The organism is Kitasatospora sp. NA04385, assembly GCF_013364235.1.
Lineage (GTDB): Bacteria > Actinomycetota > Actinomycetes > Streptomycetales > Streptomycetaceae > Kitasatospora.
This window is the reverse complement of record NZ_CP054919.1, coordinates 7,224,970-7,249,663: the sequence shown is the minus strand read 5'-3', so window position 1 is coordinate 7,249,663 and position 24,694 is coordinate 7,224,970. Positions and strand designations below refer to the sequence as shown.

The following is a 24,694-nucleotide window of genomic DNA, read 5'->3' as shown; positions in this document are numbered from 1 at the left end:
GCACCCTCCTCCCGCCCCACCCCTCCCTCACTCCCCCGTTCCCCAGGAGCAGCGATGTCCCTCACCCCCGACACCCACCGGCCGCTGTCCCGCCGCGGCCTGCTCGCCGGCTTCGGCGCGCTCGGCGTCCTCGGCGCCGCCGGCCTGGCCGGCTGTTCGACGCCCGCCCCCGGCACCTCCTCGGCCGGCGGTGCCACCGACATCGGCACCATCAACTTCTACAACAACGTCCTCGGTGAGGAGTCGCAGAAGGCGGCCTGGCAGGCCGCCGTGGACGGCTGGCAGAAGAAGAGCGGCAAGAGCGTCAAGCCGGTGATCTACCCGTACGACCAGGCGTCCACCCAGCTGGCGCTGGCGGCGAGATCCGGCGACTTCGCCGGGGTCGGCCAGGCCGGGCCCTGGCAGGTCCTGGTGCCCACCGGCATCCTCGCGGACGTCTCCGACCTGGCCGCCGGGATGAGCCTGCCCAGCCGGATCATCGACTCGCTGCGGATCGACGGCAAGCTCCACTACCTGCCGGTCAACGCCTCCGGCATCGGCCTGGTCGGCGACGGCCGGATCGCCGACCAGGTCGGCCTGCGGGCCGGGCTGAGCGTGGAGGACTTCTCCGCCGCCCTGGAACGGATCAAGAAGCAGGACGCCAAGCTCATCCCGTACGCCGCCGTCACGAAGAACCCGGACCTCAAGGACGCCGTCCACTGGATGTGGGGCTGGGGCAGCCCGGTGGTCACCGACGACCGCAAGGTGACCATCGGTGACGCCGAGTCGGTGGCCGCCGTCACCTGGTACAAGCAGTTGCAGGACGCCGGGCTGATCAAGTCCGGGGTGGCCCGCGGCGACGCGCGCATCCTGTTCGCCCGCGGCCAGGCCGTGCTGTACGACGACGCCCCGCTGGCCCGGAAGTTCGTCACCACCAACGGCGGCAGCGCCGAACTGGCCTCGGCCGTCCGCCCGTTGCAGCGGCCGCAGGTCAAGGGCGCGCCGTCCTTCAACCGGTTCTGGGGCAGCGGCCTGTTCTGCAGCTCGGGCAAGGGCGAGCGGACCAGCAAGGACTTCATCGCCTACGTCGCCGGTGACCTGGGTGCGGCCACCGCGCTCTACCAGCAGTCGGCGCTGGCGCCCGCCGACGCCACCGTCGCCGCCCAGGTCCCCGGCCTGGCCCAGGACACCTTCCAGACCCTGTTCCGGACCGAGATCGCCGACCACTCCCGGGCCGCGGCCTGGGACCGGCTCTCGGCCTACGCGCAGATCGACACCGCGATAGGCGACGGCGTCGCCGCGATCCTCGCCGGGCAGAGCGGGGTGCAGGCCGGGCTGAACGAGCTGCGGAAGAAGGTCCAGGACGTGCTCGCCCAGAACCCCTGAGCCTGCCCCGCCGCCGCCCTCGGGCACCACACCGCCCGGCACCACCGCCCGCACCCGCACCGCCCCGCCGCCCGCCCCGGGCGGCGGGGCGGCCGCCGCTGGCCGGGCTCCGCGGTGGCACCCGGGCGGCACTCATGATATGCAAGCGTGTTGCAACTCGTGGATAGCCGATGGCGCAGCCGAGAGTGCCGCGCCCGACCAAGGAGGGTCATGACCACCGAATCCGGGGCCGGTACCCAGGCCGTCGAACGCGCCATGTCACTGCTGCTCTGCTTCTCCGACGAGGACAGCGAACTGCGCATCTCCGAACTCTGCGCCCGGACCGGACTGGGCCAGTCGACCGTCTCCCGGATGGTCGCCTCGCTCGACCGCCTCGGCTTCGTCGTCCAGGACGCCCGCACCGGGCTCTACCGGCTCGGCCCGACGGCGGTCACGCTCGGCTCGGTCGCCCTCAACAGCTCCCCGCTGTTCCGCACCGCCCGGCAGATCGCCCAGAACCTCGCCCAGAGCACCGGGCTCGGCGTCAACCTCGCCGAGTTCCGCGACGACCAGCTGTTCTACCTGTGCAACTTCGAGGGCGCGCGGGCCCCCAAGAACTTCACCATGGCCGGCCGCACCGCTCCCCTGCACGCCACCGGCATGGGCAAGGCCGTCCTCGCCGAACTCGACCCGGCCTACGTCCGCGGCTACTACGCCGAGGGCCGGGCCGACGCCTACACCCCGCACACCCTCACCGACCTCGGTGCGATGGAGGACGCGCTCGCCGAGGTCCGCAGCCGCGGCTGCGCCACCGAGGTCGAGGAGCTGGCCTTCGGCCGGGCCTGCGTCGCCGCCCCGATCCGCGGCCGCGGCGGCAACGTGGTCGCCGCCCTGTCGCTCAGCGGCCCGCTGTCCGAACTCGACCTGCCCAACCGGCGCCAGGAGTGGGCGCTGACGGTCATCGAGGCCGCCGACGAGCTCTCCGTCGGCCTCGGCTTCTCCGTCACCCGCGCACCGCAGCCCCGGCCGGCGGCCGCCGTCGCCGAGTCCGCGGGGTGACCCCGCCGCTGCGCCGCACCGGGCTGCCCCGCACCCGCCTCGGCGAGTCGCCCCGGCTGGACGCCGCGACCTCGACCCTCAGCTGGGTCGACCTGGTGGCCGGCCGCCTGTGGCGGGCCGACGCCCGCCCCGACGCGGACGAGGTGCTGAGCGCGCCCGTGCTGCTGGCCGAGTTCCCCGGCGAGACCGGCTGCGCCGTGCGGGTCGCGGACGGCGACGACTGGCTGGTGGCGCTCGGCGGCGCGGTCGTCCGCTGGCGGCCCGGCACCCCGCCCGGCGCCGCCCCCGTGGTCGCCCGGCCGGAGGCCGAACCCGGCCCGGCGCGGCTCAACGACGGCGCCGTCGACCCGCGGGGCCGCCTCTGGGTCGGCTCCATCGGCCACCGCCGCCCGCTGGAACCGGTCGCCCGCCTGCACCTGCTCGGCCCGGACGGCACGCCCGCCGTCCTGCTCGACGGCATGCTCGCGGCCAACGGCATCGGCTGGAGCCCCGACGGCACCCGGGCGTACGTGGTCGACACCGGCCGCCGCCTCATCCACCGCCTGCGCACCGACCGGCCCGGCCCGCCCCGGCCCGACGGCCCCCCGCTGCCCGTCCCGCAGGGGCTCCCCGACGGCCTGGCCGTCGACGAGGAGGGCTGCCTGTGGGTGGCGCTGTGGGACGCCGCCCTGGTGGTCCGGCTCGCCCCGGACGGCACCGAACTGCGCCGGGTGGCGATGCCCTGCTCCCGCCCCACCGCCTGCGCCTTCGTCGGCCCGCACCTGGTGATCACCACGGCGACCGTCGAAGGCGAGGACGCCTCCGGCTGGACATACACCCTGAACGTCGGCGTCACCGGCCCCGCCGCCCACCGGGCACTACTCCCCGCCGGGGGCTGAGGCGAGGAGGCGCCGCTGCGCGGAGCGCTGGAGGCACGAGGGAAAGCGAGCCCGGCCCCGCCGCGCACCGGGCGGCCTTCGCGACCGAGGGCTGACGCCCGGGCGTGCCGCTGCGCGGGGCATCGGAGCTGGGGAGGGAAAGGTCTCACGGGGTGCCCGGCGGCCGGGAGCCAGCCCCACCGCCCATCGGGGGCTGAGGCGGAAAGGCGCCGCTGCGCGGAGCGTCGGAGGCACGGGGAAAGGTAAACCGGCCCCGCCGCGCGCCGGGCGGTCTTCGCGGCCGGGGGCGGGATGGGCGGGCCGTGAGGTCGGTTCGGTGGGCGTGCCGGTGCCCCGGCCGCTCGTGGCGGGCGAGCGGGCGGGGCACCGGGTGGCGGTCAGGCTCCGTCGTAGAGGCGGGCCCGCAGGTCGGGGCGGAGGAAGGCGGCGGGGGAGGCGATGGACAGGCCGCCGTCGACGGGGAGCACGACGCCCGTGACGAAGGCGGCCCCGGCCAGGAAGAGCACCGCCTCGGCGACCTCCTCCGGGCGGCCCACCCGGCCCAGCGGGTAGCCGTCGGCGACGTGCGGCAGCTGTTCGTTGCCGATCATGCCGGGTGCCACCGCGCTGACCCGGATGCCCCGCGGCCCGTAGTCCAGGGCCAGTTGGCGCACCAGTCCCTCGACGCCCGCCTTGGCCGCCGCGTACCCGGGCAGCCAGGGGGCGGCCAGGGTCGCGTTGACCGAGCCGACCGCGACGACCGCCCCGCCGGCGGGCAGCACCCGCAGGGCGGCGGCGGCCGGGAAGAAGGCGGTGTCCAGGGTGTTGTCCAGGGCGGCGCGCCACTGCTCGGGGTCGATCTCGTGGGCCCGTCCCGGCGCCATCACGGCCGCCGCCAGGACCAGCACGTCCAGGCCGCCGAGCAGGTCGACGGTGCGGGCCACCGCCCGCTCCGCGCCCTCGGGGGTGCCCGCGTCCAGGACCAGGGTGTCGGCGAGCGCGGGGTTCGGGTCGGGCTCGACGCTGACCCCGACCACCCGGTCGCCGCCCCGGACGAACGCCTCGGCGATCGCCCGTCCGATCGGGGAGGAGCTGCCGATCAGCAGCACGGCGCGGCTCATCCGACGCTCTCCCGCTCCTCGGCCGCGCGCCGCCCGGCCGGCACCCGGCCGGACGCGGGCACCAGCTCCAGGTCGGCCAGGACCTCGTCCAGCGCCCGGGCGGTCAGCGGGTCCAGCTCCTGCGCGGGCAGCCGGACCGCGGCGGAGGCGATCACCCCGCGGCGGCGGAGCACCTCCTTGTGCACCGCCCACGCCTGCCCGGGGCGCATGCCGAGGTGGATCAGCGGCAGCAGCCGGGTGAAGCCGGCCCGGGCGGCGGCCCGCCGTCCGGCGGCCAGGTCGTCGAGGACGGGCCGCAGCAGGTCGGTGAACTCGCAGGCGGGCATGGTGCCCACGCTGCCGTTGTCGTACTCCTCGCACAGCGCGGCCGCGTTGAGGCCGCCGAGGACGGCGAACCCCGGGCCGGCGGCGGCGGCCACCGCGGCCATCTTCACCGGGGTGGGCGGGGCCTCCACCTTGACCGAGGTGATGCCGGGGACGCCGGCCAGCACGCCGATCGCGGCGGCGTCGACGGCGACGCCGGTGACCCCGGGCGCGTCCTGCACCATCACGGTGGCGGCGGTGGCACCGGCGAGCTCGCCGTAGAAGTCGATGACCTGCTGGCGGTTCGGCTTCGCGAGGAACGGCGGCAGGACCATCAGCTGGTCGGCGCCGCCGTCCGCGGCGAGCCGGGCCTGCTCGACGGCGACCACCGTGCCGGTGCCGTTGACGCCCGCGACCAGCGGGACCTGCGGTCCGGCCACGGTGCGGACCTCGCGCAGGATCACCCGGCGCTCCTCGGCGGTGAGGGCGAAGCCCTCGCTGGCCATGCCGAAGACGGCCAGCCCGTCCGCGCCGGCCGCCAGCTGGAACTCGACCAGGGTGCGCAGCGAGAGCAGGTCGAGCGCGCCGCGGTCGTCGAAGGGCGTGGCGAGGATGGGCACCAGCCCGGTGGGGGTGTGGGTGGGGGGCACGGGTCAGCTCTCCTCGGCGAGGCGTTCGACGGTCTCGGTGTCGATCTCGATGCCCAGGCCGGGGCCGTCGGGCAGGGTGAAGCCGGACGGACCGGCGGTGATCGGGGTGCGCAGGATGCGCTGGGCGTAGGGCAGCGGGGTCGGCTGGTACTCGAAGAACGGGCAGTCGGCGGTGGCGGCGGAGGCGTGCAGTCCGGCGGCCAGGGCGATCCCGAGGCCGACCGAGTGGTGGTAGGCGACCGGGACGTGGTGGGCGTCGGCGAGCGCGGCGACCGCGGTGGCCTCGGTGAGGCCGGTGCGGGCCACGTCCGGCTGGGCGACGCGCAACGCCCGGCGGGTGATCCAGTCGCGGAACTCGTAGCGGTTGCGCAGGCATTCGCCGACGGCGACGGGGGTGGCGATCCGTCCGGCCAGCTCGCGGTGGCCCTCGACGTCCTCGGGGGCGATCGGGGCCTCGAAGAACAGCGCGCCGCGGCGGTCGAGTTCGCGGCCCAGCCGGAGCGCGTCGGCCAACGAGTAGACCCAGTGGGCGTCCAGGGCGATCCGGACGCCGGGGGCCGCGGCGGCGACCGCGTCGTAGGTGGCGAGGTCCGCCTCGACGCCCTGCCCGGCGGCGAGCTTGATCGTGGTGGCGCCCTCGGCGGCCAGCCGGGCCGCCAGCGCGGCGCGGCGCTCGTCGGTGGGCTCGGCCAGCCCGGAGACGTACCCGGGGATCTCGGTGCGGTACCCGCCGCCGAGGAGTTGGGCCACCGGCAGGCCGGTGACCCGGCCGAGCAGGTCCCACAGGGCGATGTCGAGACCGGCCATCGCGTCGGCCTGGTGGCCGGTCAGGTGGCCGCGCTCGCGCATCAGGTCGCGCATGGCGTCCCACAGCGGGCGGACCGCGCGCGGGTCGCGGCCGGTCAGCCAGGGGCCGAGCATCCGGTCCACGATCGCCCCGGCCACCTCGGGCGCGACCGGGGCGAGCGCCTCGCCCCAGCCCTGGTGGCCGTCGTCGGTGGTGAGGCGGATCAGCAGGGTCTCCATCCGGGCGGAGTAGAGGCTGCGCCAGGGCGGGCGGGTGAAGTAGCCGGTTTCGGCGGGTCGTTCGCCGTCCTCCGCCGCGTAGGGCCGGTCGACGGGCTGTTTGAGGATGAAGGTCTTCACCTCGGTAAGGCGCATAGCGGCTCCAGTGATTGTGTGATCCATATTATGACTTGGCTATCGCGGATTGTGAAAGTAGCATCCACCGAAGCCGGGGTGCGAGGAACCCCCTGACCATCCGAGGAACCCATGGACCTGCTCGCCGAACTCACCCGCCGCAAGATCCTGGCCATCGTCCGCGCGGACAGCGGCCCCCTTGCCGTCGAGTGCGTCCGCACCCTCGTCGAGGCTGGCATCACCGCGGTGGAAATCTCGCTGACCACACCCGGCGCGCTGCACGCGATCGCCGCCGTCCGCGCGGAGGCCCCGCCGCACGTGCTGATCGGCGCGGGCACCGTGCTCACCGTCGCGCACGCCGAACTCGCCGCCGACGCGGGCGCCTCGTTCACCGTCACCCCCGGCGTCACCCCCGGCGCCCACCGCACCGTCGGCCTCGGCCTCCCGCTGCTCTGCGGCGCCCTCACCCCCACCGAGGTCGCCGCCGCGCTCGCCCTCGGGGCCGCCGCCGTGAAGATCTTCCCCGCCTCGGCCCACGGCCCCGGCTACCTCCGCGACCTGCTCACCCCCCTGCCCGACGCGCCGCTGATCGCCGTCGGCGGCATCGACGCGCAGGCCGCGCCCCGCTACCTCGACGCCGGAGCACGGGCCGTCGGGGTCGGCTCGCCCCTGCTCGGCGACGCCGGGCGGGGCGGCCCGCTCGACGCGCTCGCCGGACGGGCGGCCGGACTGCTCCGCGCCGTCGGGCACGCGGGCGCCGCCGGGGAGGCGGTCCGATGAGCGGCGTCCTGACCATCGGCGAGACCATGGCCGCCCTGCGCACCGCGGCGCCGCTGCGGCTCGGCGGCCCGGCCGAGCTCTCCATCGCCGGTTCGGAGAGCAACGTCGCCATCGGCCTCGCCCGGCTGGGCCACGAGGCCCACTGGCTGGGCGCGGTCGGCGCCGACCAGCCGGGCGAACTCGTCCTGCGGACGCTGCGCGCCGAAGGCGTCGGCCTCCGGTACGCCCGCACCGCGCCCGACGCCGCCACCGGCTTCATCGCCTTCGACCGGGCCGCCCACGACATCACCCGGGTCAGCTACCACCGCCGCGGCTCGGCCGGAGCCGCGCTCACCGCCGCGGAGGCCGAAGCGGCCGTCACCGCCTGCGCGCCCGGCCTCGTGCACCTCACCGGCATCACCCCCGCGCTGTCCGACACCGCCGGGGCGGCCGTCCTGGCCGCCGCCCGCACGGCCCGCGCCACCGGCGCCCGGGTCAGCCTGGACGTCAACTACCGCGCCCGGCTCTGGAGCAGGGCCGACGCGGCGGCCGCGCTGCGGGAGCTGCTCCCGCTGGTCGACACCGTCTTCGCCTCCGAGGACGAGCTCGACCTGCTCACCGACGCGGCGGACCCGGTCGCGGAGCTGCTGGCCGGCGGCGCGGCCGAAGTCGTGGTCACCGCCGGGGCGGCCGGCGCCAGCGCCCACACGCCCGGCCGCAGCCGGCACCGGGCGGCCGTGCCCACCACGGTGACCGACAGCATCGGCGCCGGTGACGCCTTCGTCGCCGGCTACCTCTCCGCCGCGCTCGACGGCCTGCCGACCGACGNCCGCCTCGCCCGCGGCGTCACCGCCGGCGCCTTCTGCGTCGGCGGCCGCGGCGACTGGGAGTCCCTGCCGACCCGCGCGGACCTCGACCTGCTCGCCCGCGGGAACGGCACCGCCCTGCGCTGACCCGGCGGCCCGGGCGACCGCAGGCGGGCGGCGGGGCGGGGGCGGGCAACGCGGCGCGCCCCACCCGCCGCTTGGGGAAGGGCGGGTGGGGCGCGGTCAGGTGGCGCCCCCGGCGGGGGCGCGCTGGCGGTGGGTCAGCAGCTGAGGTTGTTGCCGGTGGGCACGCCGAGGATCGAGGTGAAGCTGGTGTAGGCGTTGATCCGGCTCTGTACCTGGGCGGGGTTGCCGCCGTTGCACTCGATGGAGCCGTTGATGGAGCGGATGGTCTCGCCGAAGCCGGCGCCGTTGACCATGGCGTTGTGCGCGGTCATGGTGCCCGGGCCGTTCTGGGTCATCCAGTACCAGATGCCGGTCTTCCAGGCGACGGCGGCGTCGGTCTGCACCAGGTTCGGGTTGTTCAGCAGGTCGATGCCGAGCGCGTCGCCGGCCGCCTTGTAGTTGAAGTTCCAGCTGAGCTGGATCGGCCCGCGGCCGTAGTACGCGGCCTGCCCGGCCGGGCAGCCGTAGGGCTGGCTGGTGTCGCAGTAGTGCGGGTAGTTCGCGGTGTTCTGCTCGACCACGTAGACCAGGCCGCCGGTCTCGTGGTTGATGTTGGCGAGGAACGCCGCCGCCTCCTGCTTCTTCACGGTGTCCGAACCGGTGCCCGCGAACGCCGGGTAGGCGTTCAGCGCCGCGACCAGGCCGGAGTACGTGTAGAAGGGGTTCCGGTTCGGGAACATCTGGTTGAACTGGGCCTCGGAGACCACGAAGCCGCCCGGGTTGACGGTGCTGGACGGGCTCGGGCTGGTGGTGCCACCGCCGGTGCAGGTGTACGGGCTCCAGAACCAGGTGGAGATGGTCGGGTCGTAGCCCGGGTTGTCGTGGGTGGCGATGTAGTACTGCCCGTTGGGCGCGTACTTGACGATCGAACCGGTGGCGTACTGGGTGCCGGCCACCCAGGTCGGGTGGTTGCAGGTGGTGGGGGTCGTGGTGGTGCCGCCACCGCCGCCGCAGGCGCCCTGGTCGGCCCAGACGCCGGAGCCGCCGGTGCTCGGCGCCTCGCCCTGGGTCCACCACTTCGCGTTCCAGTTGTGCCCGTTGTACGAGGCGGACATGCCGCCGGTGTAGACCTGCGACGCGGAGTACGGGGTGGTACAGGCGGCCGCCGCGTTCGAGGTGCTGGGCACCATCACGGCCAGACCGGTCGCGGCCAGCGCGCCGGTCAGCAGCGCGGCGATCTTTTGCTTGTTCACGTGCCACTCCTCGTGGGGGGAAGGACGGGGCTGGGCAGGGAACCCGCGGCGCACTCAACTCCAAATGGTCCAGACCTGTCAATAGGTCAGAAACAAGAACGTGCCGAAGGCGCGGGGAATGACAGGAATCTTTACTGTTATTCCCGGTCCGGCTCCGGCATTGCCGGATCGGCCGCTCCCTGTACGACCCACCCACCCCCACTAGCACGGACGGCGCGGATTCCGGAAGCGGAACCGCACGTTCAACGGCCTTTTCCGAAGGCCCGAGTTGATCGTCCGTCAAACAATGGTCTGAACCTATTGACGATGTGGTCCAGACCTTTCTAACCTCCGGATGGCAACTGTGGTGAGCGGCCGCCCCGACCGGACACTCACAGGCGGCGCAGTTCCGTCCCCATTCGGCGTCCCCCCTCGGACGCCATGGATCAACGGAGGAGCACCCCTTGCGCACAAAACCCCCACACTCCGCCGGGCCCGCCCGGCGCTTCACCCGGCTGGTGGCCGTCGCCGCCGCCCTCGTCCTGCCCGCGGCCGGCCTGGTCGCCGTCGCGGCCCCCGCCCAGGCGGCCGGCACCGCCACGGCGACCTACACCAAGGGCTCCGACTGGGGCACCGGCTTCGAGGGCAAGTGGACGGTGTCGAACACCGGCACCGTGCCGCTGACCAGTTGGACCGTCGAGTGGGACTACCCGGCCGGCACCTCGGTGGGCTCGTTCTGGGACGCCGACGTCACCTCCTCGGGCACCCACTGGACGGCGAAGAACAAGAGCTGGAACGGCACCCTCAACCCCGGTGCCAGCATCAGCTTCGGCTTCAACGGCACCGGCTCGGGCGCCCCGAGCGGCTGCCGGCTCAACGGCGGCAGCTGCGACGGCAGCACCGGCCCGACCGACCCGGCCGACGCCCCGCCGTCCGCGCCCGGCACCCCCACCGCGAGCAACGTGGGCGACACCTCGCTGACCCTGAGCTGGGCCGCCGCGAGCGACGACAAGGGCGTCAAGAACTACGACGTCTACCGCGGCGGCACCAAGGTCGCCACCGTCACCGGCACCTCCTACGCCGACTCCGGCCTCACCAAGGCCACCTCCTACAGCTACACGGTGATCGCCCGCGACACCGCCGACCAGACCGGCCCCGCCTCCGGCGCGCTCAACGTCGCCACCACCGGCGGCGTCGTGGTCGACCCGGGCGGCAGCACGGTCAAGCTCGGGTACTTCACCGACTGGGGCACCTACGGGCGCAACTACCAGGTGAAGAACCTGGTCACCTCCGGCACCGCCGCGAAGATCACCCACATCAACTACGCCTTCGGCAACGTCACCAACGGCCAGTGCGCGATCGGCGACTCGTACGCCGACTACGACCGGGCCTACACCGCGGCCGACAGCGTGGACGGCGTCGCCGACACCTGGGACACCGGCGCCCTGCGCGGCAGCTTCAACCAGCTGCGCAAGCTGAAGAAGCAGTACCCGAACATCAAGGTGCTGTGGTCCTTCGGCGGCTGGACCTGGTCCGGCGGCTTCGGCCAGGCCGCCGCCAACCCGGCCGCGTTCGCCGACTCCTGCTACAAGCTGGTCGAGGACCCGCGCTGGGCCGACGTCTTCGACGGCATCGACATCGACTGGGAGTACCCCAACGCCTGCGGCCTGTCCTGCGACACCAGCGGCGCGGCCTCCTACCGCAACCTGATGCAGGCGCTGCGCAACCGGTTCGGCACCGGCAACCTGATCACCGCCGCGATCTCCGCCGACGGCAGCAACGGCGGCAAGCTCGACCAGGCCGACTACGCGGGCGCCGCGCAGTACGTCGACTTCTACAACGTCATGACGTACGACTTCTTCGGCGCCTGGGACGCCAAGGGGCCGACCGCCCCGCACTCCCCGCTCACCTCGTACCCGGGCATCCCGATCGCCGGGTTCAACTCCGAGGCCGCCATCACCAAGCTCAAGGGCAAGGGGATCCCGGGCTCCAAGCTCAACCTCGGCGTCGGCTTCTACGGCCGCGGCTGGACCGGCGTCACCCAGGACGCCCCCGGCGGCAGCGCCACCGGACCGGCCGCGGGCACCTACGAGCAGGGCATCGAGGACTACAAGGTCCTGAAGAACAGCTGCCCGGCGACCGGGACCGTGGCCGGCACCGCCTACGCCCACTGCGGCAGCAACTGGTGGAGCTACGACACCCCGGCGACCATCGCGGGCAAGATGGCCTGGGTGAAGCAGCAGGGCCTGCGGGGCGCCTTCTACTGGGAGTTCAGCGGCGACACGGCGAACGGCGAACTCGCCGGCGCGGTCGACGCCGGACTGCGGTAGCACCGGACCGGAGCCGTGGGACGGGGACCGCCTCCCCGTCCCACGGCTCCACCGCGTCCGCGGCTCAGGCCGTCCGGCCGACCCGCGGACGGACCCGGCGGCGGACCGCCCAGGCCGCCCCGCCCAGGGCGAAGCCGTAGACGGAGACCAGGCCGTGGCCGTTCTCCTGGGCGATCCACATCGCGAGGCCGAGGACCGGGACGCCCGCCGCGAGGGCGATCTCCTTCGGCAGCCGGGTGCGGGTCAGCAGGGCGAGGGCGAGGGTGGCGCCGAGGAAGTAGGTGGCGCCGGAGCTGCCCGCGAAGTTGCGCGGGTCGGTGCTGGGGCCGTCGCCGAGGCCGAGCAGGGTGTCGATCCGGCCGGGCAGCACGACGCCGGCCAGGAAGAAGCCGAGGGTGAGCGGGCCGCCCCAGTACCAGTGGGCGAGCGCGGCGACGGCGGCGAGCGTGGCGAGGTTCCACAGGCCGCCGGACAGGCCGCCGTTCTGCATGAACACCGAGGTGAACTCGCGCCACCAGCCGGACCTGGCCGGATCGGCGTCCAACGCGTCCATCGCGCCGGACCAGAGCAGCTGGAGCAGGACGCCGGCCACCGCCAGGACGGTCAGGACGGCCGCCGCCCAGGGCACCGGCCGGGAGCGCAGGGTGTCCCGCCCGACCACGCCCAGCCCGCAGTTGAGCATCATGACCATCAGCGCGGCCGTGGTCACGTTGAAGACGATCGCCCCCACCACCCGCCCCCTCCCCGCCCGCGACGTTTTCCAACGCCGTTCGAAAATCTGGTGGCGCAAAGCTAGCACAGTTTTCGAACGGTGTTGGAAAACGCGGTACGGTGAACGCCATGAAGCTCACCAAGGAGCGCATCGTCGACGCGGGCATGGCGGTCTTCGCCGAGGTCGGCTACCAGAACCTGTCCATGCGCCAGGTCGCCGACCGCCTGGACGCCCATGCCGGCAGCCTCTACTACCACGTGCGCGGCAAGGACGAACTGCTCGCCCTGATGGCCGACCGGATCTGCCGCCACGCCCACGACGCCGGCACCGCGGCCCTCGCCGCGCTCCCGCCCGACGCCGACTGGCGGGACTCCGTCGAGGCCCAGGCCCGCGCTCTGCGCCTGAGCGTCAAGCAGCACCCCGGCGGCGCCCAGCTCTTCGCCGAGAGCCCCGGCATGCTCAGCACCGGCGCCCTCTCCCTGATGGAGCGCCTGCTGCGCACCTTCCTCGACGCCGGACTGCCCGCCGACCACTGCGCGATCGCCGCCGACGTCCTGCTCAGCCACGTCACCGGTTTCGTCCTGCAGGAACAGAACCAGCCCGCCGTCCCGCCGACGGTCACCGCCGAGCAGTACGCCCGGCTCCGCGAGCAGTTCCCCCTGCTGACCGGCCCGCTGATGGAACGGCTGGGGCAGGACGAGAAGTTCACCCGGAGCGTGCGGCTGCTCTGCGCGGGCTTCGCCAGCCTCCACGGGCGACGGGAGGGCACCGGCGAGGAGCCCGGCGGGGCGGACCGGTGACGTGCACCACGATGCGCAGCGGCCGATTCCCGGTCGACTTCACACGGGGGATCCGACGACGGGTCAGTGACAGGAACTGGACGCTCCCGGCGGGGTGGAGGCGTACGTCCACCTCCCGGCGGGCGAGGTGCGCGGCGCGGTCGTGGTCTGCTCCGAGCTGTACGGGGTCAACGCCTACCTGCGACGACTTCGAGCCGCCCGCCCCGGCCGCCTCTGCGGGGGTCAGCCCCGGCGGCCGGGGAGCATGGACAGGGCCTGGGAGCGCCGGGCGACGAGGTCGTCGTAGGTGCCGTCGCGCTCGGCCCAGCGGTGCATCAGGACGCCGTCGACCAGGACCTCGCGCGGGGTCGGGTCCTGCCCGAGCAGGCGCATCACCTCGGTCGCGAAACCGTCCAGCGGCAGCGCGTGCGGGTTCACCTGCTCCTGCCCGGCGGTGGCCACGGCCGGCGGCACCAGCTCGACCACCTCGACCCCGGTGCCGTCGAGCTGGGCGCGCAGCGCCTCGGAGTAGGCGTGCACCCCGGCCTTCGAGGCGGCGTAGCTGGGCATCGGCGGGAACGGCAGGAAGGCGATGCCGGAGCTGACGGTGACGATGGCCCCGGCGCCCCGGCGCACCAGGTGCGGGGTGAAGGCGTCGACCACCCGGACGGTGCCGAGCAGGTTGGTGTCGATCGTGGTGGCGGCCGCCGCGAAGTGCGCGGGGTCGCGCAGGTCCTCCAGGAGCATGACCCCCGCCATGGTCACCACGGTGTCCAGTTCCGGGTACCGGGCGAGCACGGCGTCCCGGGCGGCCGCGACCGAGGCGCCGTCGGTGACGTCGATCCGGACGGTGCCGAACCCTTCCGCGGCGAGCGCCTCCAGCGCCTGCGGGCTGCGGCCGCCGACGGCGACGGTGCTGCCCGCCGCGGCGAACCGGCGGGCCAGCTCGCGGCCGATGCCCGAGGTTCCGCCGACGACGAGAACGGTGCGGTGGGAGAGGTCCACGGGGTCTTCCCTTCGATCCGGTGCGCCGACGGCACCCGGCCGCGGCGCGGGCGGTGGCGCGCACCGCCCTGCGAGGTCCGCCGCCCCGGCGCGGGGCGGCACCGTTCCAGCCTGCGCGGAACCGGCCGGCCGCGGGGAGGCCCCCGCGTACCCGGGTCCCGGCAGGGCCCCCCTCCAGGTCGCGCGCGCCGCACTACGGTGGCGGTATGGACGACGAGGCATCCGGCAACCGGCTCGGCGACTACCTGCGCGCCCGGCGTGAACTGGTCTCCCCCGAGCAGGCGGGGATCCCGCCCGGCGGCAACCGCCGGGTGCCCGGCCTGCGCCGGGAGGAGGTCGCCCTGCTCGCCGGGATCAGCCCCGACTACTACCTGCGCCTGGAACGCGGCCGCGACCGCAACCCCTCGCCCCAGGTGCTCGGCGCGCTGGCGCGCGTCCTGCGGCTGGACGAGGTCGAGCGGACGTACCTGCTCGGCCTCGCCGCGGCCCGGCCGCGGGCGCCGCGCCGCAAGCGGCCCGAGCACGTCCCGGCGCGGGTGCACGAGCTGCTCGCCCAGCTCCCCTTCCCCGCGTTCGTCGAGGGGCGGGCGTTCGACGTGCTGGCCGCCAACCCGATGGCCCGCGCGCTCTCCCCCCGCCTGCGGCCCGGCGAGAACCGGCTCCGCTCGCTGCTCCTCGACCCCGAGGAGCGGTCCTTCCACCGGGACTGGGCGGGGGCCACCGCCGACTTCGTCGCCGCCCTGCGCACCTCCGTCGGGGACGACACCGACGACCCCCGGTTCGTCGAGCTCGTCGGCGAGCTCGCGCTCTCCAGCGCGCGCTTCCGCACCCTGTGGGCCCGCCACGACGTGCGCGACCTCGGTGGCGGCACCACCACGCTCCACCACCCGGTCGTCGGCGAGCTGCGCCTGCACCGCGACAAGCTGCCCGTGGCGGACGTCATCCTCGTCGTCTACTACCCCGACCGGGGCGGCGACAGCGACGAGAAGCTGCGGCTGCTGGCCGCGCTCGCGGCCGACGAGCCGGAGGGGGCGGGACCGGGTGCCCCGGCGTCCGGCGGGTGAGGGCCGGACGCCGGGGCGGGCCGGTCAGAGGATCTGGATGGACTTCACCCGCGGGGGGTGGTTGGGGAAGGTGATGTCGTGCCAGCGCTCGATCTTCACCGAGTCGCCGTTGACGTCGTAGTAGATGAGGTCGTTGTTGCCGGTGGAGATCCGGTCGACCCACCAGCTGCCGAAGTCGGTGCGGCCCGCGTTGGCGTAGCAGTCGACGCTCTGGCTGCCGTTCAGGTGGGACCAGATCTTGAGGAAGTTCTCGCCGCCCTTGCACTCGACGTGGTTGATGGCGTACGCGTCGCCGGGGACGGCGACGGTGAGGGCGGTGGCCGCGGCGAACGCCAGGACCGCCGAGAAGGCGGTCCGCTTGGTCCTAGAGAACACGGGGTCTCCTTCGGTGCGAAGCCCGCTGACACAGCGTCAGCGGGCCTGGGAGACCTCAACGTAGCGAGGCGTGCCGCACCGCCCGGCTCACCACTCCGGACACGAACCGGTGCTGCGAGACTTCACCCGTTCGTGTTCGCAGCGTAGAAGGGCCGCTGCTCGGGGTGGCGGGCCAGGAAGGCCAGCCGGAGCCCCTGGTCCAGGCGCACGCGCAGGGCCGGGTCGGCGGCCAGGGCCGGGCCGAGGCGGGCGGCGAGGGACTGGACGGCGGCGGGGTCGGCGGCCGGGTCGGACAGCACCAGGGCGAGGGTGGCGTCGGCGTCCGGGGCCGGGACGAGGTGCGCGGCGGCGACGGCGGGTTCGGCGGCGAGGAGGGCGCGCAGGGCCCGGTGCACCTCCGGGTCGCGGTGCGGCGGGAGGTAGCCGCGGTTCTCCGCGACGGCGCGCAGCCGAGCACCGGACAGCCGGTAGGTGACCGGGCCGGCCGGGTCGATGAGCAGGGTGTCGGCCCGCTCGGAGAAGGCCACCATCGCGGCCTGCGGGGCGACCACCGGGGCCGGGCGGGCGTCGGCGCGCCAGGCGGCCATGCTGGCCAGCGAGGTGAACGCGGGCAGGGCCCGGCGGCCGTCCGCGGCCTCGACCACCGGGACGGCCATGTCGCTGGTCTTCTCGTGCTTGTGCCCGTTGGCGTCCACCTCGACCTCGCCGAGCAGCGCCACGATCGGCACCATCAGCCGGCTCGGAGTGAGGGCCGCCAGCAGGTCGGGCTCGGTGGCCGGGTCCTGCCGCCAGGCGGCGAGGGCCGCGGCGAGGGCGGGGTCGGCGGTGCCGTCGTCCGCGGCGAAACCGGGATCGGGGATGTTCTTGCGCTCCACCCCGTGAGCGTATGCCACGTTTATCCGCAGGACGGACGGCGCAGGACGCGGGGCAGGCAGCGCGGGACAGGCTACGCAGGCTGGGCGGCGCGGGACGGACGGCGTAGGGCAGACGCGGAGGAGACGGGCTGCGCAGGGCGGACGGCGCGGGACAGGCGAAGCAGGACAGGCTGTGCGGGACGGGCGACGCAGGGCGGACGCGGAGGAGGCGGGCGGCGCAGGACAGGCTGTGCGGGGACGGGCGGCGCAGGGCGGACGCGGAGGAGGCGGGCGGCGCGGGACAGGCTGTGCGGGACGGACGGCGCGGGACGGGCGGCGCAGGACAGGCTGTGCGGGACGGACGGCGTAGGACGGACGCGGAGGAGGTGGGCCGGTGGAACGGCGTGGGCGGTTGGCGGTGGCGGCGGTGGTGCCCGGGACGGGGGCGGCCGCGGTGCGCGGCGGCGGGCTGTTCGTGACGGCGAGCACGGTGAAGGTCGACCTGGTGGCGGCGCTGCTGCTGCGCCGCGGCGGCGCGGACGGGCTGACCGCCGGGCAGCGGGAGCTGGCCGAGCTGTCGATCGTCCGCAGCGACAACGCGGCGGCCAGTGAGCTGTACCTGCTGGTCGGTGGCGCGGACGGGCTGGACGCGGCGTACCGGGCGCTCGGCCTGGTGGAGACCGTCGCCGGGCGGGACGGGTACTGGGGGCTGACCACGACCAGCGCCGCCGACCGGGTCCGGCTGCTGCGGCGGGTCTTCACGGCGGACGGGGGCGCGCTCCCCGGGCGGCGCTGGCTGGCCGGGCTGATGCGGCGGGTGGTGCCCGAGCAGGCGTGGGGCGTCTCGGCGGCGGGGGCGGGCGCGCTGAAGAACGGCTGGCTGCCGCGCAGCGCGACCGGCCGGTGGGTGGTCGACAGCTTCGGCGCGCGGCCGGACGGGACGCTGGTGGCGGTGCTCTCCGACGGCTGGCGGGAGCTGGCGGAGGGCGTGGCGGCGGTGGAGTCGGCGGCACGCTGGGCGGTGGCGGCGCTCGGCACGGACGGCCCGGGGACGACGGGAAGCCTTGCCGGAGAGCCGAGTTGACGAGGTGTTGAGCCCGGGCGGGTGGCGGCGGGGCGACGATTGCCCGCCGGGCTGGAACCGGGCAGCCGATCGAGCTGCCGGCACGGAACACCGCGACCGACCCGACACGCGGCGGCGGCAGTCGGAGAAGCCCACCCGGGCGGGTGGCGGCGGGGCGACGGTTACCGGCTGGGCCGGAACCGGGCAGTCGGTCGAACTGCCAGCACGGGACACCGCGACCGACCCGACTCTGCCCTACGCCGTCCGTCCCGCGCCGCCCGCCCTGCGCCGCCCGCCTCCTCCGCGACGGGCGGCGGCGGCAGTCGGAGGAGAGGACCCGGGCGGGTGACAGCGGGGCGGTGGTTGCCCACCGGGCCGGAGCCGGGCGGCCGGTCGAGCTGCTGGCGCGGGACAGCGCGGCCGGCCCGACACGGGTGGCGGGCACTCGCGGGGCGGTGTGGTTCTCCCGGGTGCCGGGCAGCGGGGTGTGGCAGTGGGGCCGGGCGCCGGGGCGGGTGGTCGACCGGGGTGGGGCGGAGCCCACGCTGCACCGGGGCGCGGGCCCGCGCGTCGCGGATTGGGGGCCCTACGGATCTACCGTCCAGTAGGGGGATGTGGCAGTCTGCGGCCATGGCACTCGTTGAGACCGCTGCGACCAGCGGAACCGTCTCCGACCGGGCCCGGTACGACCGGGCGACGGCCCACCTGGACGCGCCGCTGGCGATCGTGGACCTGGCGGCGTTCGACGCCAACGCGGCGGACCTGGTGCGGCGGGCGGGCGGGAAGCCGGTCCGGGTGGCCTCGAAGTCGGTGCGGTGCCGGGCGCTGCTGGAGCGGGTGCTCAAGCTCGACGGCTTCGCCGGGGTGATGAGCTTCACGCTGGCGGAGACGCTGTGGCTGGTGGAGTCCGGCTTCACCGACGTCCTGCTGGCGTACCCCTCGGCGGACCGGGCCTCGTTCGGGCGGCTGACCGCGGACCCGGAGCTGGCCCGGCAGGTCAGCGTGGTGGTGGACGACGCGGCGCAGCTGGACCTGATCGACGCGGCCCGGGAGGGTTCGGCGACGGTCCGGGTCTGCCTGGAGCTGGACACCTCGCTGCAACTGCTGGGCGGCCGGGTGCGGGTGGGCGCGCGGCGCTCGCCGCTGCGCACGCCCGAACAGCTGGGCCGGTTCGCCGAGCTCGTCAACGCCCGTCCGGGGTTCGAGGTGGTCGGGCTGATGGCGTACGAGGGCCACGTGGCGGGGGTCGGGGACGCGGTGGCGGGGCGTCCGCTGCGGTCGGCGGCGGTGCGGCTGATGCAGGCGAAGGCCCGGAGCGAGCTGGCGGCGCGGCGCGCCGAGGTGGTGCGGCGGGTGCGCCGGGTCGCGGACCTGGAGTTCGTGAACGGCGGCGGCACCGGCAGCGTGGAGTCGACCGTCGCGGAGGCCGCGGTGACCGAGGTCGCGGCCGGTTCGGGCCTGTTCGTGCCCCGGCTGTTCGACAACTACCGTTCCTTCCACGGCCGTCCGGCCGCGCTGTTCGCCCAGCCGGTGGTGCGGCGCCCCGGGGTCGGCGTGGTGACGGTGCTGGGCGGCGGCTACCCGGCGTCCGGCCCGGCGGGCGCGGACCGCTCCCCCGTCCCGTACCTGCCGGCCGGCCTGCGCTACGACCCGCAGGAGGGCGCGGGCGAGGTGCAGACCCCGCTGCTGGGCTCGGCGGCGGACGACCTGCTGATCGGCGACCGGGTGTGGTTCCGCCACGCGAAGGCGGGCGAGCTGTGCGAGCGCTTCGAGCGCCTGCACCTGATCGAGGGCGACACGGTCACCGACACCGTGCCCACCTACCGGGGCGAGGGCCGCACCTTCCTCTGACGCTCCCCGCTGTCGGTGCCGCCCCCGCCGCGCCGCTCGATCCGCCGTTCCGGCCTCGGCCCGGCCTCGGCCGCCGGTCCGGAAAAACTCTGCGGATTTTTCTCCGGGTCCGTGTCGAGAACGCGTGGGCGGCTCCGTCCCAGGGGTGGAAGCGGTCAGAATGGGCCGCACCGGAGCGAGGAGTGAGATCCATGGCCAAGTACCTGTTGCTCAAGCACTACCGCGGCGCGCCGACGCCCGAGGGCTTCGTGCCGATGGAGCGGTGGACGCCCGCGGAGGTCACCGCGCACATCCAGTACATGCGGGACTTCGCGGCCAAGCTGGAGGGGACCGGCGAGTTCGTGGACGCGCAGGCGCTCGCGCCCGAGGGGACGTGGGTGCAGTACGGCGGGGAGGGGAAGCCGCCGGTGACCGACGGGCCGTTCGCGGAGACCAAGGACCTGATCGCGGGCTGGATGGTGATCGACGTGGACAGCCACCAGCGGGCGCTGGAGCTGGCCGCCGAGCTGTCGGCGGCGCCGGGGGCGGGCGGGGAGCCGATCCACGAGTGGCTGGAGCTGCGCCCGTTCATGTCCGAGCCGCCGACCGTCACGGAGTGACCGCGGTGGCGTCCCCGGCCGTGGACGAACGGCTGCTGCGCGTGCTCACCCCCGAGGTGCTGGCCGTCCTGGTCCGGCGCGGGGCCGACTTCGCGGCGGCCGAGGACGCCGTCCAGGAAGCCCTGCTGGAGGCCTTCCGGCGCTGGCCGCAGGAGCCCGTCCGGGACCCGAAGGGCTGGCTGGTGACCGTCGCGTGGCGGCGCTTCCTGGACGCGGCGCGGGCCGACAGCGCGCGCCGCCGCCGGGAGGACGCGGTGGAGGAGGAGCCGGGGCCCGGGCCGGTGCCGGACACCGACGACTCGCTGCGGCTGTACTTCCTGTGCGCGCACCCGTCGCTGACGCCGTCCTCGGCGGTGGCGCTGACGCTGCGCGCGGTCGGCGGGCTCACCACCCGGCAGATCGCCGCGGCGTACCTGGTGCCGGAGGCGACCATGGCGCAGCGGATCAGCCGGGCCAAGCGCACCGTCGCGGGCGTCCGGCTGGACCGGCCGGCGGACGTGGCGACCGTGCTGCGGGTGCTGTACCTGGTCTTCAACGAGGGCTACTCGGGGGACGTCGACCTGGCGGCCGAGGCGATCCGGCTGACCCGGCAGCTCGCGGCCCGGATCGACCACCCGGAGGTGTCCGGCCTGCTGGCGCTGATGCTGCTGCACCACGCCCGCCGGGCCGGGCGCACCGGGCCGGACGGCGGCCTGGTGCCGCTGGCCGAGCAGGACCGCACCCGCTGGGACACCGCCGCGATCGCCGAGGGCGTCGCCGTGCTCCAGGCGGCGCTGGCCCGCGACCGGCTCGGCGAGTTCCAGGCCCAGGCGGCGATCGCCGCCCTGCACGCGGACGCGCCGACCGCCGCCGAGACGGACTGGGTGCAGATCGTCGAGTGGTACGACGAGCTGGCGGCGCTGACCGACAACCCGGTGGTGCGGCTCAACCGGGCCGTCGCCGTCGGCGAGGCGGACGGCCCGCGCGCGGGTCTGGCCGCCCTCGCCGCGCTCGACGGCTCGCTGCCCCGCCACACCGCCGCCCGGGCGTACCTGCACGAGCGGGCCGGCGAGCTGCCGGTCGCCGCCGGGCTGTACGCGCGGGCCGCCGACGAGGCCGGGACGGCGGCCGAGCGGGAGCACCTGATCCGGCAGGCCGCCCGGCTCAACACGCTGCTGCGCGGCGGGGGCTGAGCCGGTCGTTCAGGTGGTGGTGCCCGCGCCGCCGCCGAGGGAGCCGGCGTCGACCTTGGCGATGCCCTTCAGGATGCTGTCCATCTGGTCCAGGCCGGGCGCCTTGTCGGCGATGTCGAAGCCGAAGTGGACGGCGGTCAGCGCCTTGCCGTCGGCGGTCGGGAAGACCACCGTCTCGACGTAGCCGGGGTTGCCCTTCGCCGCGTCGACCTTCCAGCGCACCAGGTAGCCGTCGCGCCCGGCGACCTTGACGGCCTCGTTCTTCAGCTCCTGGTGGCCGTTGAGGTCGCCGTAGGCCTGCTTCGCGGCGTCCGCGATGTCGTCCTGGGCGGCCTGCTTGGCGTCGGTGCCCTTGAGTCGGGTGGTGGACACGCCGCCCAGCGAGCAGTTCTCCGAGCCGTCGACGCAGGTGTAGCTGCCGGTGTAGATCCCGGCGTAGCCGCCCTCGACGGTGCCGCCGTCCCAGCCGCTCGGGATCGGCAGCGAGATGCCGTTGACCAGGTCGAGGGCGGTCGTGGCGCTCCGCCCGCTGCCGCCGCCGTTGCCCTGGCCGTTCTTGCCGCTGCCGCTGCCGCCGCCGTTGCCCTGGCCGTTCCCGCCGGTGCTGCCGCCGCCGCCTTCGCCGAACGGGTCGAACGGGTTCTCGGGGGTGGTCTTGCCACCGTTCCCGCCGCTGCTGCCGTTCCCGCCGCTGCCGCCGTTCCCGCCGCCGAAGCCCCCGAAGCCGTTGCCGCCGCGGCGCGCGTCGTTGCTCTGCGCGGCGGTGGTGTCCTTCTTGTCGCGGTGGCCGTCCATCACCAGGTAGGTGACGCCGGAGCCGATCACGAGGCCGAGCACGGCGGCGACCGAGGCGGCGACCAGCACCGGCTTGGACGGGCCGGTGCGGGCCGGCTTCGCCCCGAACTGCCCGGCGTACGGGGGCAGCGGGGGGTAGTTCACGGTCTGCCCGGAGGCGTCCAGCACGGTGCCTTCCAGGACGGCGGTGTCCTCCGTCCCGGGCGCGGCGCTGCCGGGCGCGGTGCTGCCGGGCGCGGCGTCCGCGGGCGCCGCCGGGGCCGGGCGGGTCTCGGCGGTCCAGCCCTTGCCGTCCCACCAGCGCTGGGGGCGGGGGTCGCTGTCGGTGTCGACGGGGTCCGGGTACCACCCGGCCGGAATCTGCTGCTCGCTCACGACAGAGACCCTAGGGGGCGGCGGATAAGCGGGAAATCAGCGAGGGGGTGCAAACGGGGGTCCGCCGATGAGATTCCGGTGAGAATCGCCCGACCGCCGCTCCGCCCGGCGTCCTCCCGCACCTCGCGGGGCGTGCGCTGTGCTCCACGCGCCTGAAGGGGCGCGCGAGGGGGGTGGGTCGCGCGGCGGGGCGCACGGGCGCGCGGCAGAATGCCCGCCATGACCTCTCGCCCCGTGATCGGCATCAGCACCTACCTCAACGACGCCGCCTGGGGGCGGTGGGACCTCATGCGCTCGGTGCTGCTCCCCGTGCGCTACCCGGAGCTGGTGCGCGAGGCCGGCGGGATCGCCCTGATGCTGCCGCCGGACGCGCCGGAGCACGCGGCGGCGGTGGTGGCCCGGCTGGACGGCCTGGTGATCGCGGGCGGCGAGGACGTCGACCCGGGCCTGTACGGCGAGCGCCCGCACCCGCGGACGGTGGCCACCGCGGCCGCGCGCGACCTGTGGGAGGCCGCGCTGATCCGCGCGGCGCTCGCCGCCGGCACCCCGCTGCTGGGCATCTGCCGGGGCATGCAGCTGCTGAACGTGGTGTGCGGCGGCTCGCTGGTCCAGCACCTGCCGGACGTGGTCGGGACGGGGCTGAGCCACGTCGGCGAGCCCGGCGAGTACGGCCGGCACGCGATCCGCCCGGTGGCCGGCACCCTGCTCGCGGACCTGCTGCCGGAGGAGTCGGTGGTCGTCCCGACCTTCCACCACCAGGCGGTGGCCCGCCTCGGCGAGGGCCTGACGGTCAGCGCGCACGCCGAGGACGGCACCGTCGAGGCGGTCGAGGGCGCGGGCTTCACGGTCGGCGTCCAGTGGCACCCCGAGCAGGGCGAGGACCTGCGGGTGGCCCGCGCCCTGGTCAACGCGGCCCGGCTGGCCCCGTTCGCCGCCCCGGCCAGCCCGGAGGGCGCCGTCCTCCCGTCGCTCTGAACCCGGCCCCGGCCCCGGGGCGCAGGCCCGGGCCGCGCCGGGCCGCGCCCGCTCGGCCCAGTGCGGCGTCCCCCGTTGGGCTGGTTCCGGCGGGGGCCCGGAGCGGTGCGGGCCCGGCGGTGGCGCGGCAGGGGCCCGGCGCGAGAACGACAACGGTCACCGGTGCCACCTTTGGATCTTCCTCCGTTCTGGGGTTCACTTCGGGTGCGGGCACCAGAGCGGAGGGACACCGATGGCCGGGCACGACCACGACCACGACGACCGGCACGGTTCGCACGCCGGGCACAGCCACGCGGTCTCGGCGGACGCGGACCGCAGGTGGCTGTGGAGCGCGCTGGTCCTGCTGGTGGTGTTCATGGCGGGCGAGGTGGTGGTGGGTTTCGCCGCCCGCTCGCTGGCGCTGATCTCGGACGCGGCGCACATGCTGACCGACGCCGCCTCGATTGCGCTGGCCCTGGTGGCGATGCGGCTGGCGGCGCGTCCGGCGCGCGGCGGCTACACGTACGGGCTGAAGCGGGCCGAGATCCTCTCCGCGCAGGCGAACGGGGTGACGCTGCTGGTGCTGTCGGCCTGGCTCGGCTACGAGGCGGTGACCAGGCTGGTCCACCCGCCGCAGGTGCGGGGCTCGCTGGTGCTGGTGACGGCGCTGGTGGGCGTGGTGGTGAACGTCGCCGCGACCTGGTGCCTGTCGCGGGCCGACCGGTCCTCGCTGAACGTGGAGGGCGCGTTCCAGCACGTGCTGACCGACCTGTACGCGTTCGTCGCGACGGCGGTGGCGGGTGCGGTGGTGCTGCTGACCGGGTTCGTCCGGGCGGACGCGATCGCCTCGCTGGTGGTGGTGGCGCTGATGCTGCGGGCCGGGACGGGGCTGGTGCGGGACTCGGCGCGGATCTTCCTGGAGGCCGCTCCGGCCGGGGTCGACCCGGACGCGGTGGCGGACCGGCTGGTGGCGGCCCCGCAGGTGGAGGAGGTCCACGACCTGCACATCTGGGAGATCACCTCCAACGAGCCGGCCCTCTCGGCGCACATCCTGGTCACCCCGGGCGGCGACTGCCACGCGGTGCAGCGCGAGCTCCAGCGGCGGCTGCGCGAGGAGTACCGGATCACCCACGCCACCCTCCAGGTCGACCACGTCGGCGAGCAGGGGCCGGACGGGCTGCTGCAGATCGCGCCGAACAGCGCGGCCGCGGCGGCCGGGGAGGAGGCCCGCGAGCACTGCGGGGAGGCGCACGGGCCGGTGCACCGCGCGGGGCCGCACCCGCACTGACGGCGCGTCAGCCGCCCGGCCGCGACCTGTCGGCGGGATGCGGCATGATCGGGGGGTGACCGCACCGACCGCGCCCCGCCT

23 protein-coding genes are annotated in these 24,694 nt (G+C 75.2%); 14 read left to right on the top strand and 9 right to left on the bottom strand.

Going from position 1 to position 24,694, the window contains the following annotated elements:
* Positions 1-54: 54 nt before the first annotated feature.
* From HUT16_RS32025 to HUT16_RS32015, 3 genes are all read left to right on the top strand, one after another.
* Positions 55-1,365, top strand: a complete 1,311-nt coding sequence (locus tag HUT16_RS32025) for an ABC transporter substrate-binding protein (protein WP_176191514.1) — start codon at positions 55-57, stop codon at positions 1,363-1,365.
* A gap of 210 nt (positions 1,366-1,575) precedes the next feature.
* Positions 1,576-2,403 (top strand): IclR family transcriptional regulator, encoded by an 828-nt coding sequence (locus tag HUT16_RS32020; protein WP_176191513.1) that lies wholly within the window; start codon positions 1,576-1,578, stop codon positions 2,401-2,403.
* The gene (locus HUT16_RS32015; RefSeq protein WP_176191512.1) at positions 2,400-3,281 is read left to right on the top strand and encodes an SMP-30/gluconolactonase/LRE family protein; all 882 of its coding nucleotides are present in this window, start codon (positions 2,400-2,402) and stop codon (positions 3,279-3,281) included. The genes HUT16_RS32020 and HUT16_RS32015 overlap by 4 nt, the downstream gene beginning before the upstream one ends.
* Positions 3,282-3,658: 377 nt before the next feature.
* Here the strand turns inward: HUT16_RS32015 and HUT16_RS32010 are convergent, their stop codons facing one another.
* From HUT16_RS32010 to HUT16_RS32000, 3 genes are read right to left on the bottom strand one after another with little or no spacing between them, the layout of a single operon-like run.
* Entirely contained in the window at positions 3,659-4,381 is a 723-nt protein-coding gene (locus HUT16_RS32010; protein ID WP_176191511.1) for an SDR family NAD(P)-dependent oxidoreductase, read from the bottom strand.
* Positions 4,378-5,334, bottom strand: a complete 957-nt coding sequence (locus HUT16_RS32005; RefSeq protein WP_176191510.1) for a dihydrodipicolinate synthase family protein — start codon at positions 5,332-5,334, stop codon at positions 4,378-4,380. Before HUT16_RS32005 ends, HUT16_RS32010 begins: the two co-directional genes overlap by 4 nt.
* A gap of 3 nt (positions 5,335-5,337) precedes the next feature.
* Positions 5,338-6,495, bottom strand: a complete 1,158-nt coding sequence (locus HUT16_RS32000; RefSeq protein WP_176191509.1) for a mandelate racemase/muconate lactonizing enzyme family protein — start codon at positions 6,493-6,495, stop codon at positions 5,338-5,340.
* 111 nt (positions 6,496-6,606) lie between these two features.
* On the opposite strand from HUT16_RS32000, the gene HUT16_RS31995 reads away from it, so the two are divergent.
* Together HUT16_RS31995 and HUT16_RS31990 are read left to right on the top strand one after the other, a co-directional pair.
* Positions 6,607-7,254 carry a bifunctional 4-hydroxy-2-oxoglutarate aldolase/2-dehydro-3-deoxy-phosphogluconate aldolase gene (locus HUT16_RS31995; protein ID WP_176191508.1) on the top strand — a complete coding sequence of 216 codons (648 nt, stop codon included), beginning with the start codon at positions 6,607-6,609 and terminating at the stop codon, positions 7,252-7,254.
* Positions 7,251-8,186, top strand: a complete 936-nt coding sequence (locus HUT16_RS31990) for a sugar kinase (protein WP_176191507.1) — start codon at positions 7,251-7,253, stop codon at positions 8,184-8,186. The genes HUT16_RS31995 and HUT16_RS31990 overlap by 4 nt, the downstream gene beginning before the upstream one ends.
* 134 nt (positions 8,187-8,320) lie before the next feature.
* Here the strand turns inward: HUT16_RS31990 and HUT16_RS31985 are convergent, their stop codons facing one another.
* Positions 8,321-9,418 (bottom strand): glycoside hydrolase family 19 protein, encoded by a 1,098-nt coding sequence (locus tag HUT16_RS31985; protein WP_254898080.1) that lies wholly within the window; start codon positions 9,416-9,418, stop codon positions 8,321-8,323.
* A 497-nt stretch (positions 9,419-9,915) separates the two neighbouring features.
* Between HUT16_RS31985 and HUT16_RS31980 the strand changes: the two genes are divergently transcribed.
* On the top strand, positions 9,916-11,727 hold the full coding sequence (locus HUT16_RS31980) for a glycoside hydrolase family 18 chitinase (RefSeq protein ID WP_254898400.1): 1,812 nt from the start codon (positions 9,916-9,918) through the stop codon (positions 11,725-11,727).
* Between the two features lie 64 nt (positions 11,728-11,791).
* Here HUT16_RS31980 and HUT16_RS31975 read toward each other — a convergent pair whose 3' ends face one another.
* A complete protein-coding gene (locus tag HUT16_RS31975; protein WP_176191505.1) occupies positions 11,792-12,460 on the bottom strand; it encodes a hypothetical protein in 669 nt (222 codons plus the stop codon).
* Between the two features lie 107 nt (positions 12,461-12,567).
* Between HUT16_RS31975 and HUT16_RS31970 the strand changes: the two genes are divergently transcribed.
* Positions 12,568-13,239: a TetR/AcrR family transcriptional regulator gene (locus HUT16_RS31970; RefSeq protein ID WP_176191504.1), complete on the top strand. Its 672-nt coding sequence runs from the start codon at positions 12,568-12,570 to the stop codon at positions 13,237-13,239.
* 222 nt (positions 13,240-13,461) lie between these two features.
* Here the strand turns inward: HUT16_RS31970 and HUT16_RS31965 are convergent, their stop codons facing one another.
* Positions 13,462-14,223 carry an SDR family oxidoreductase gene (locus tag HUT16_RS31965; RefSeq protein ID WP_176191503.1) on the bottom strand — a complete coding sequence of 254 codons (762 nt, stop codon included), beginning with the start codon at positions 14,221-14,223 and terminating at the stop codon, positions 13,462-13,464.
* Positions 14,224-14,429: 206 nt separating this feature from the next.
* On the opposite strand from HUT16_RS31965, the gene HUT16_RS31960 reads away from it, so the two are divergent.
* Positions 14,430-15,287, top strand: coding sequence for a helix-turn-helix domain-containing protein (locus tag HUT16_RS31960; protein ID WP_176191502.1), 858 nt, complete (start codon positions 14,430-14,432; stop codon positions 15,285-15,287).
* 24 nt (positions 15,288-15,311) lie between these two features.
* Here HUT16_RS31960 and HUT16_RS31955 read toward each other — a convergent pair whose 3' ends face one another.
* Both HUT16_RS31955 and HUT16_RS31950 read right to left on the bottom strand, forming a co-directional pair.
* Positions 15,312-15,662, bottom strand: a complete 351-nt coding sequence (locus HUT16_RS31955; RefSeq protein ID WP_176191501.1) for a beta/gamma crystallin domain-containing protein — start codon at positions 15,660-15,662, stop codon at positions 15,312-15,314.
* A 122-nt stretch (positions 15,663-15,784) separates the two neighbouring features.
* The gene (locus tag HUT16_RS31950) at positions 15,785-16,537 is read right to left on the bottom strand and encodes an SseB family protein (RefSeq protein ID WP_176191500.1); all 753 of its coding nucleotides are present in this window, start codon (positions 16,535-16,537) and stop codon (positions 15,785-15,787) included.
* A 373-nt stretch (positions 16,538-16,910) separates the two neighbouring features.
* Between HUT16_RS31950 and HUT16_RS31945 the strand changes: the two genes are divergently transcribed.
* The 4 genes from HUT16_RS31945 to HUT16_RS31930 all read left to right on the top strand — a co-directional run bounded on the left by HUT16_RS31945 (position 16,911) and on the right by HUT16_RS31930 (position 21,201).
* A complete protein-coding gene (locus tag HUT16_RS31945) occupies positions 16,911-17,600 on the top strand; it encodes a serine hydrolase (RefSeq protein WP_254898079.1) in 690 nt (229 codons plus the stop codon).
* A gap of 609 nt (positions 17,601-18,209) precedes the next feature.
* A complete protein-coding gene (locus tag HUT16_RS31940; RefSeq protein WP_176191499.1) occupies positions 18,210-19,430 on the top strand; it encodes an alanine racemase in 1,221 nt (406 codons plus the stop codon).
* 191 nt (positions 19,431-19,621) lie between these two features.
* Positions 19,622-20,029, top strand: coding sequence for a YciI family protein (locus HUT16_RS31935; RefSeq protein WP_176191498.1), 408 nt, complete (start codon positions 19,622-19,624; stop codon positions 20,027-20,029).
* A 20-nt stretch (positions 20,030-20,049) separates the two neighbouring features.
* Positions 20,050-21,201: an RNA polymerase sigma factor gene (locus tag HUT16_RS31930; protein ID WP_176192971.1), complete on the top strand. Its 1,152-nt coding sequence runs from the start codon at positions 20,050-20,052 to the stop codon at positions 21,199-21,201.
* Between the two features lie 9 nt (positions 21,202-21,210).
* On the opposite strand, the gene HUT16_RS31925 is transcribed toward HUT16_RS31930, so the two are convergent.
* Positions 21,211-22,371, bottom strand: a complete 1,161-nt coding sequence (locus HUT16_RS31925; RefSeq protein ID WP_176191497.1) for a DUF2510 domain-containing protein — start codon at positions 22,369-22,371, stop codon at positions 21,211-21,213.
* A 219-nt stretch (positions 22,372-22,590) separates the two neighbouring features.
* Here HUT16_RS31925 and HUT16_RS31920 point away from each other — a divergent pair, with 219 nt between their 5' ends.
* Positions 22,591-23,346 carry a gamma-glutamyl-gamma-aminobutyrate hydrolase family protein gene (locus HUT16_RS31920; protein WP_176191496.1) on the top strand — a complete coding sequence of 252 codons (756 nt, stop codon included), beginning with the start codon at positions 22,591-22,593 and terminating at the stop codon, positions 23,344-23,346.
* Between the two features lie 232 nt (positions 23,347-23,578).
* Entirely contained in the window at positions 23,579-24,613 is a 1,035-nt protein-coding gene (locus HUT16_RS31915; protein ID WP_176191495.1) for a cation diffusion facilitator family transporter, read from the top strand.
* Positions 24,614-24,694: the final 81 nt, after the last annotated feature.

Coding starts and splice junctions, on each gene's coding strand:
- HUT16_RS31995 (WP_176191508.1), top strand. CDS start 6,607: ATGGACCTGCTCGCCGAACTCACCCGCCGCAAGATCCTGGCCATCGTC.
- HUT16_RS31915 (WP_176191495.1), top strand. CDS start 23,579: ATGGCCGGGCACGACCACGACCACGACGACCGGCACGGTTCGCACGCC.
- HUT16_RS31940 (WP_176191499.1), top strand. CDS start 18,210: ATGGCACTCGTTGAGACCGCTGCGACCAGCGGAACCGTCTCCGACCGG.
- HUT16_RS32000 (WP_176191509.1), bottom strand. CDS start 6,495: ATGCGCCTTACCGAGGTGAAGACCTTCATCCTCAAACAGCCCGTCGAC.
- HUT16_RS32020 (WP_176191513.1), top strand. CDS start 1,576: ATGACCACCGAATCCGGGGCCGGTACCCAGGCCGTCGAACGCGCCATG.
- HUT16_RS31920 (WP_176191496.1), top strand. CDS start 22,591: ATGACCTCTCGCCCCGTGATCGGCATCAGCACCTACCTCAACGACGCC.
- HUT16_RS32025 (WP_176191514.1), top strand. CDS start 55: ATGTCCCTCACCCCCGACACCCACCGGCCGCTGTCCCGCCGCGGCCTG.
- HUT16_RS31935 (WP_176191498.1), top strand. CDS start 19,622: ATGGCCAAGTACCTGTTGCTCAAGCACTACCGCGGCGCGCCGACGCCC.
- HUT16_RS31960 (WP_176191502.1), top strand. CDS start 14,430: ATGGACGACGAGGCATCCGGCAACCGGCTCGGCGACTACCTGCGCGCC.
- HUT16_RS32010 (WP_176191511.1), bottom strand. CDS start 4,381: ATGAGCCGCGCCGTGCTGCTGATCGGCAGCTCCTCCCCGATCGGACGG.
- HUT16_RS31970 (WP_176191504.1), top strand. CDS start 12,568: ATGAAGCTCACCAAGGAGCGCATCGTCGACGCGGGCATGGCGGTCTTC.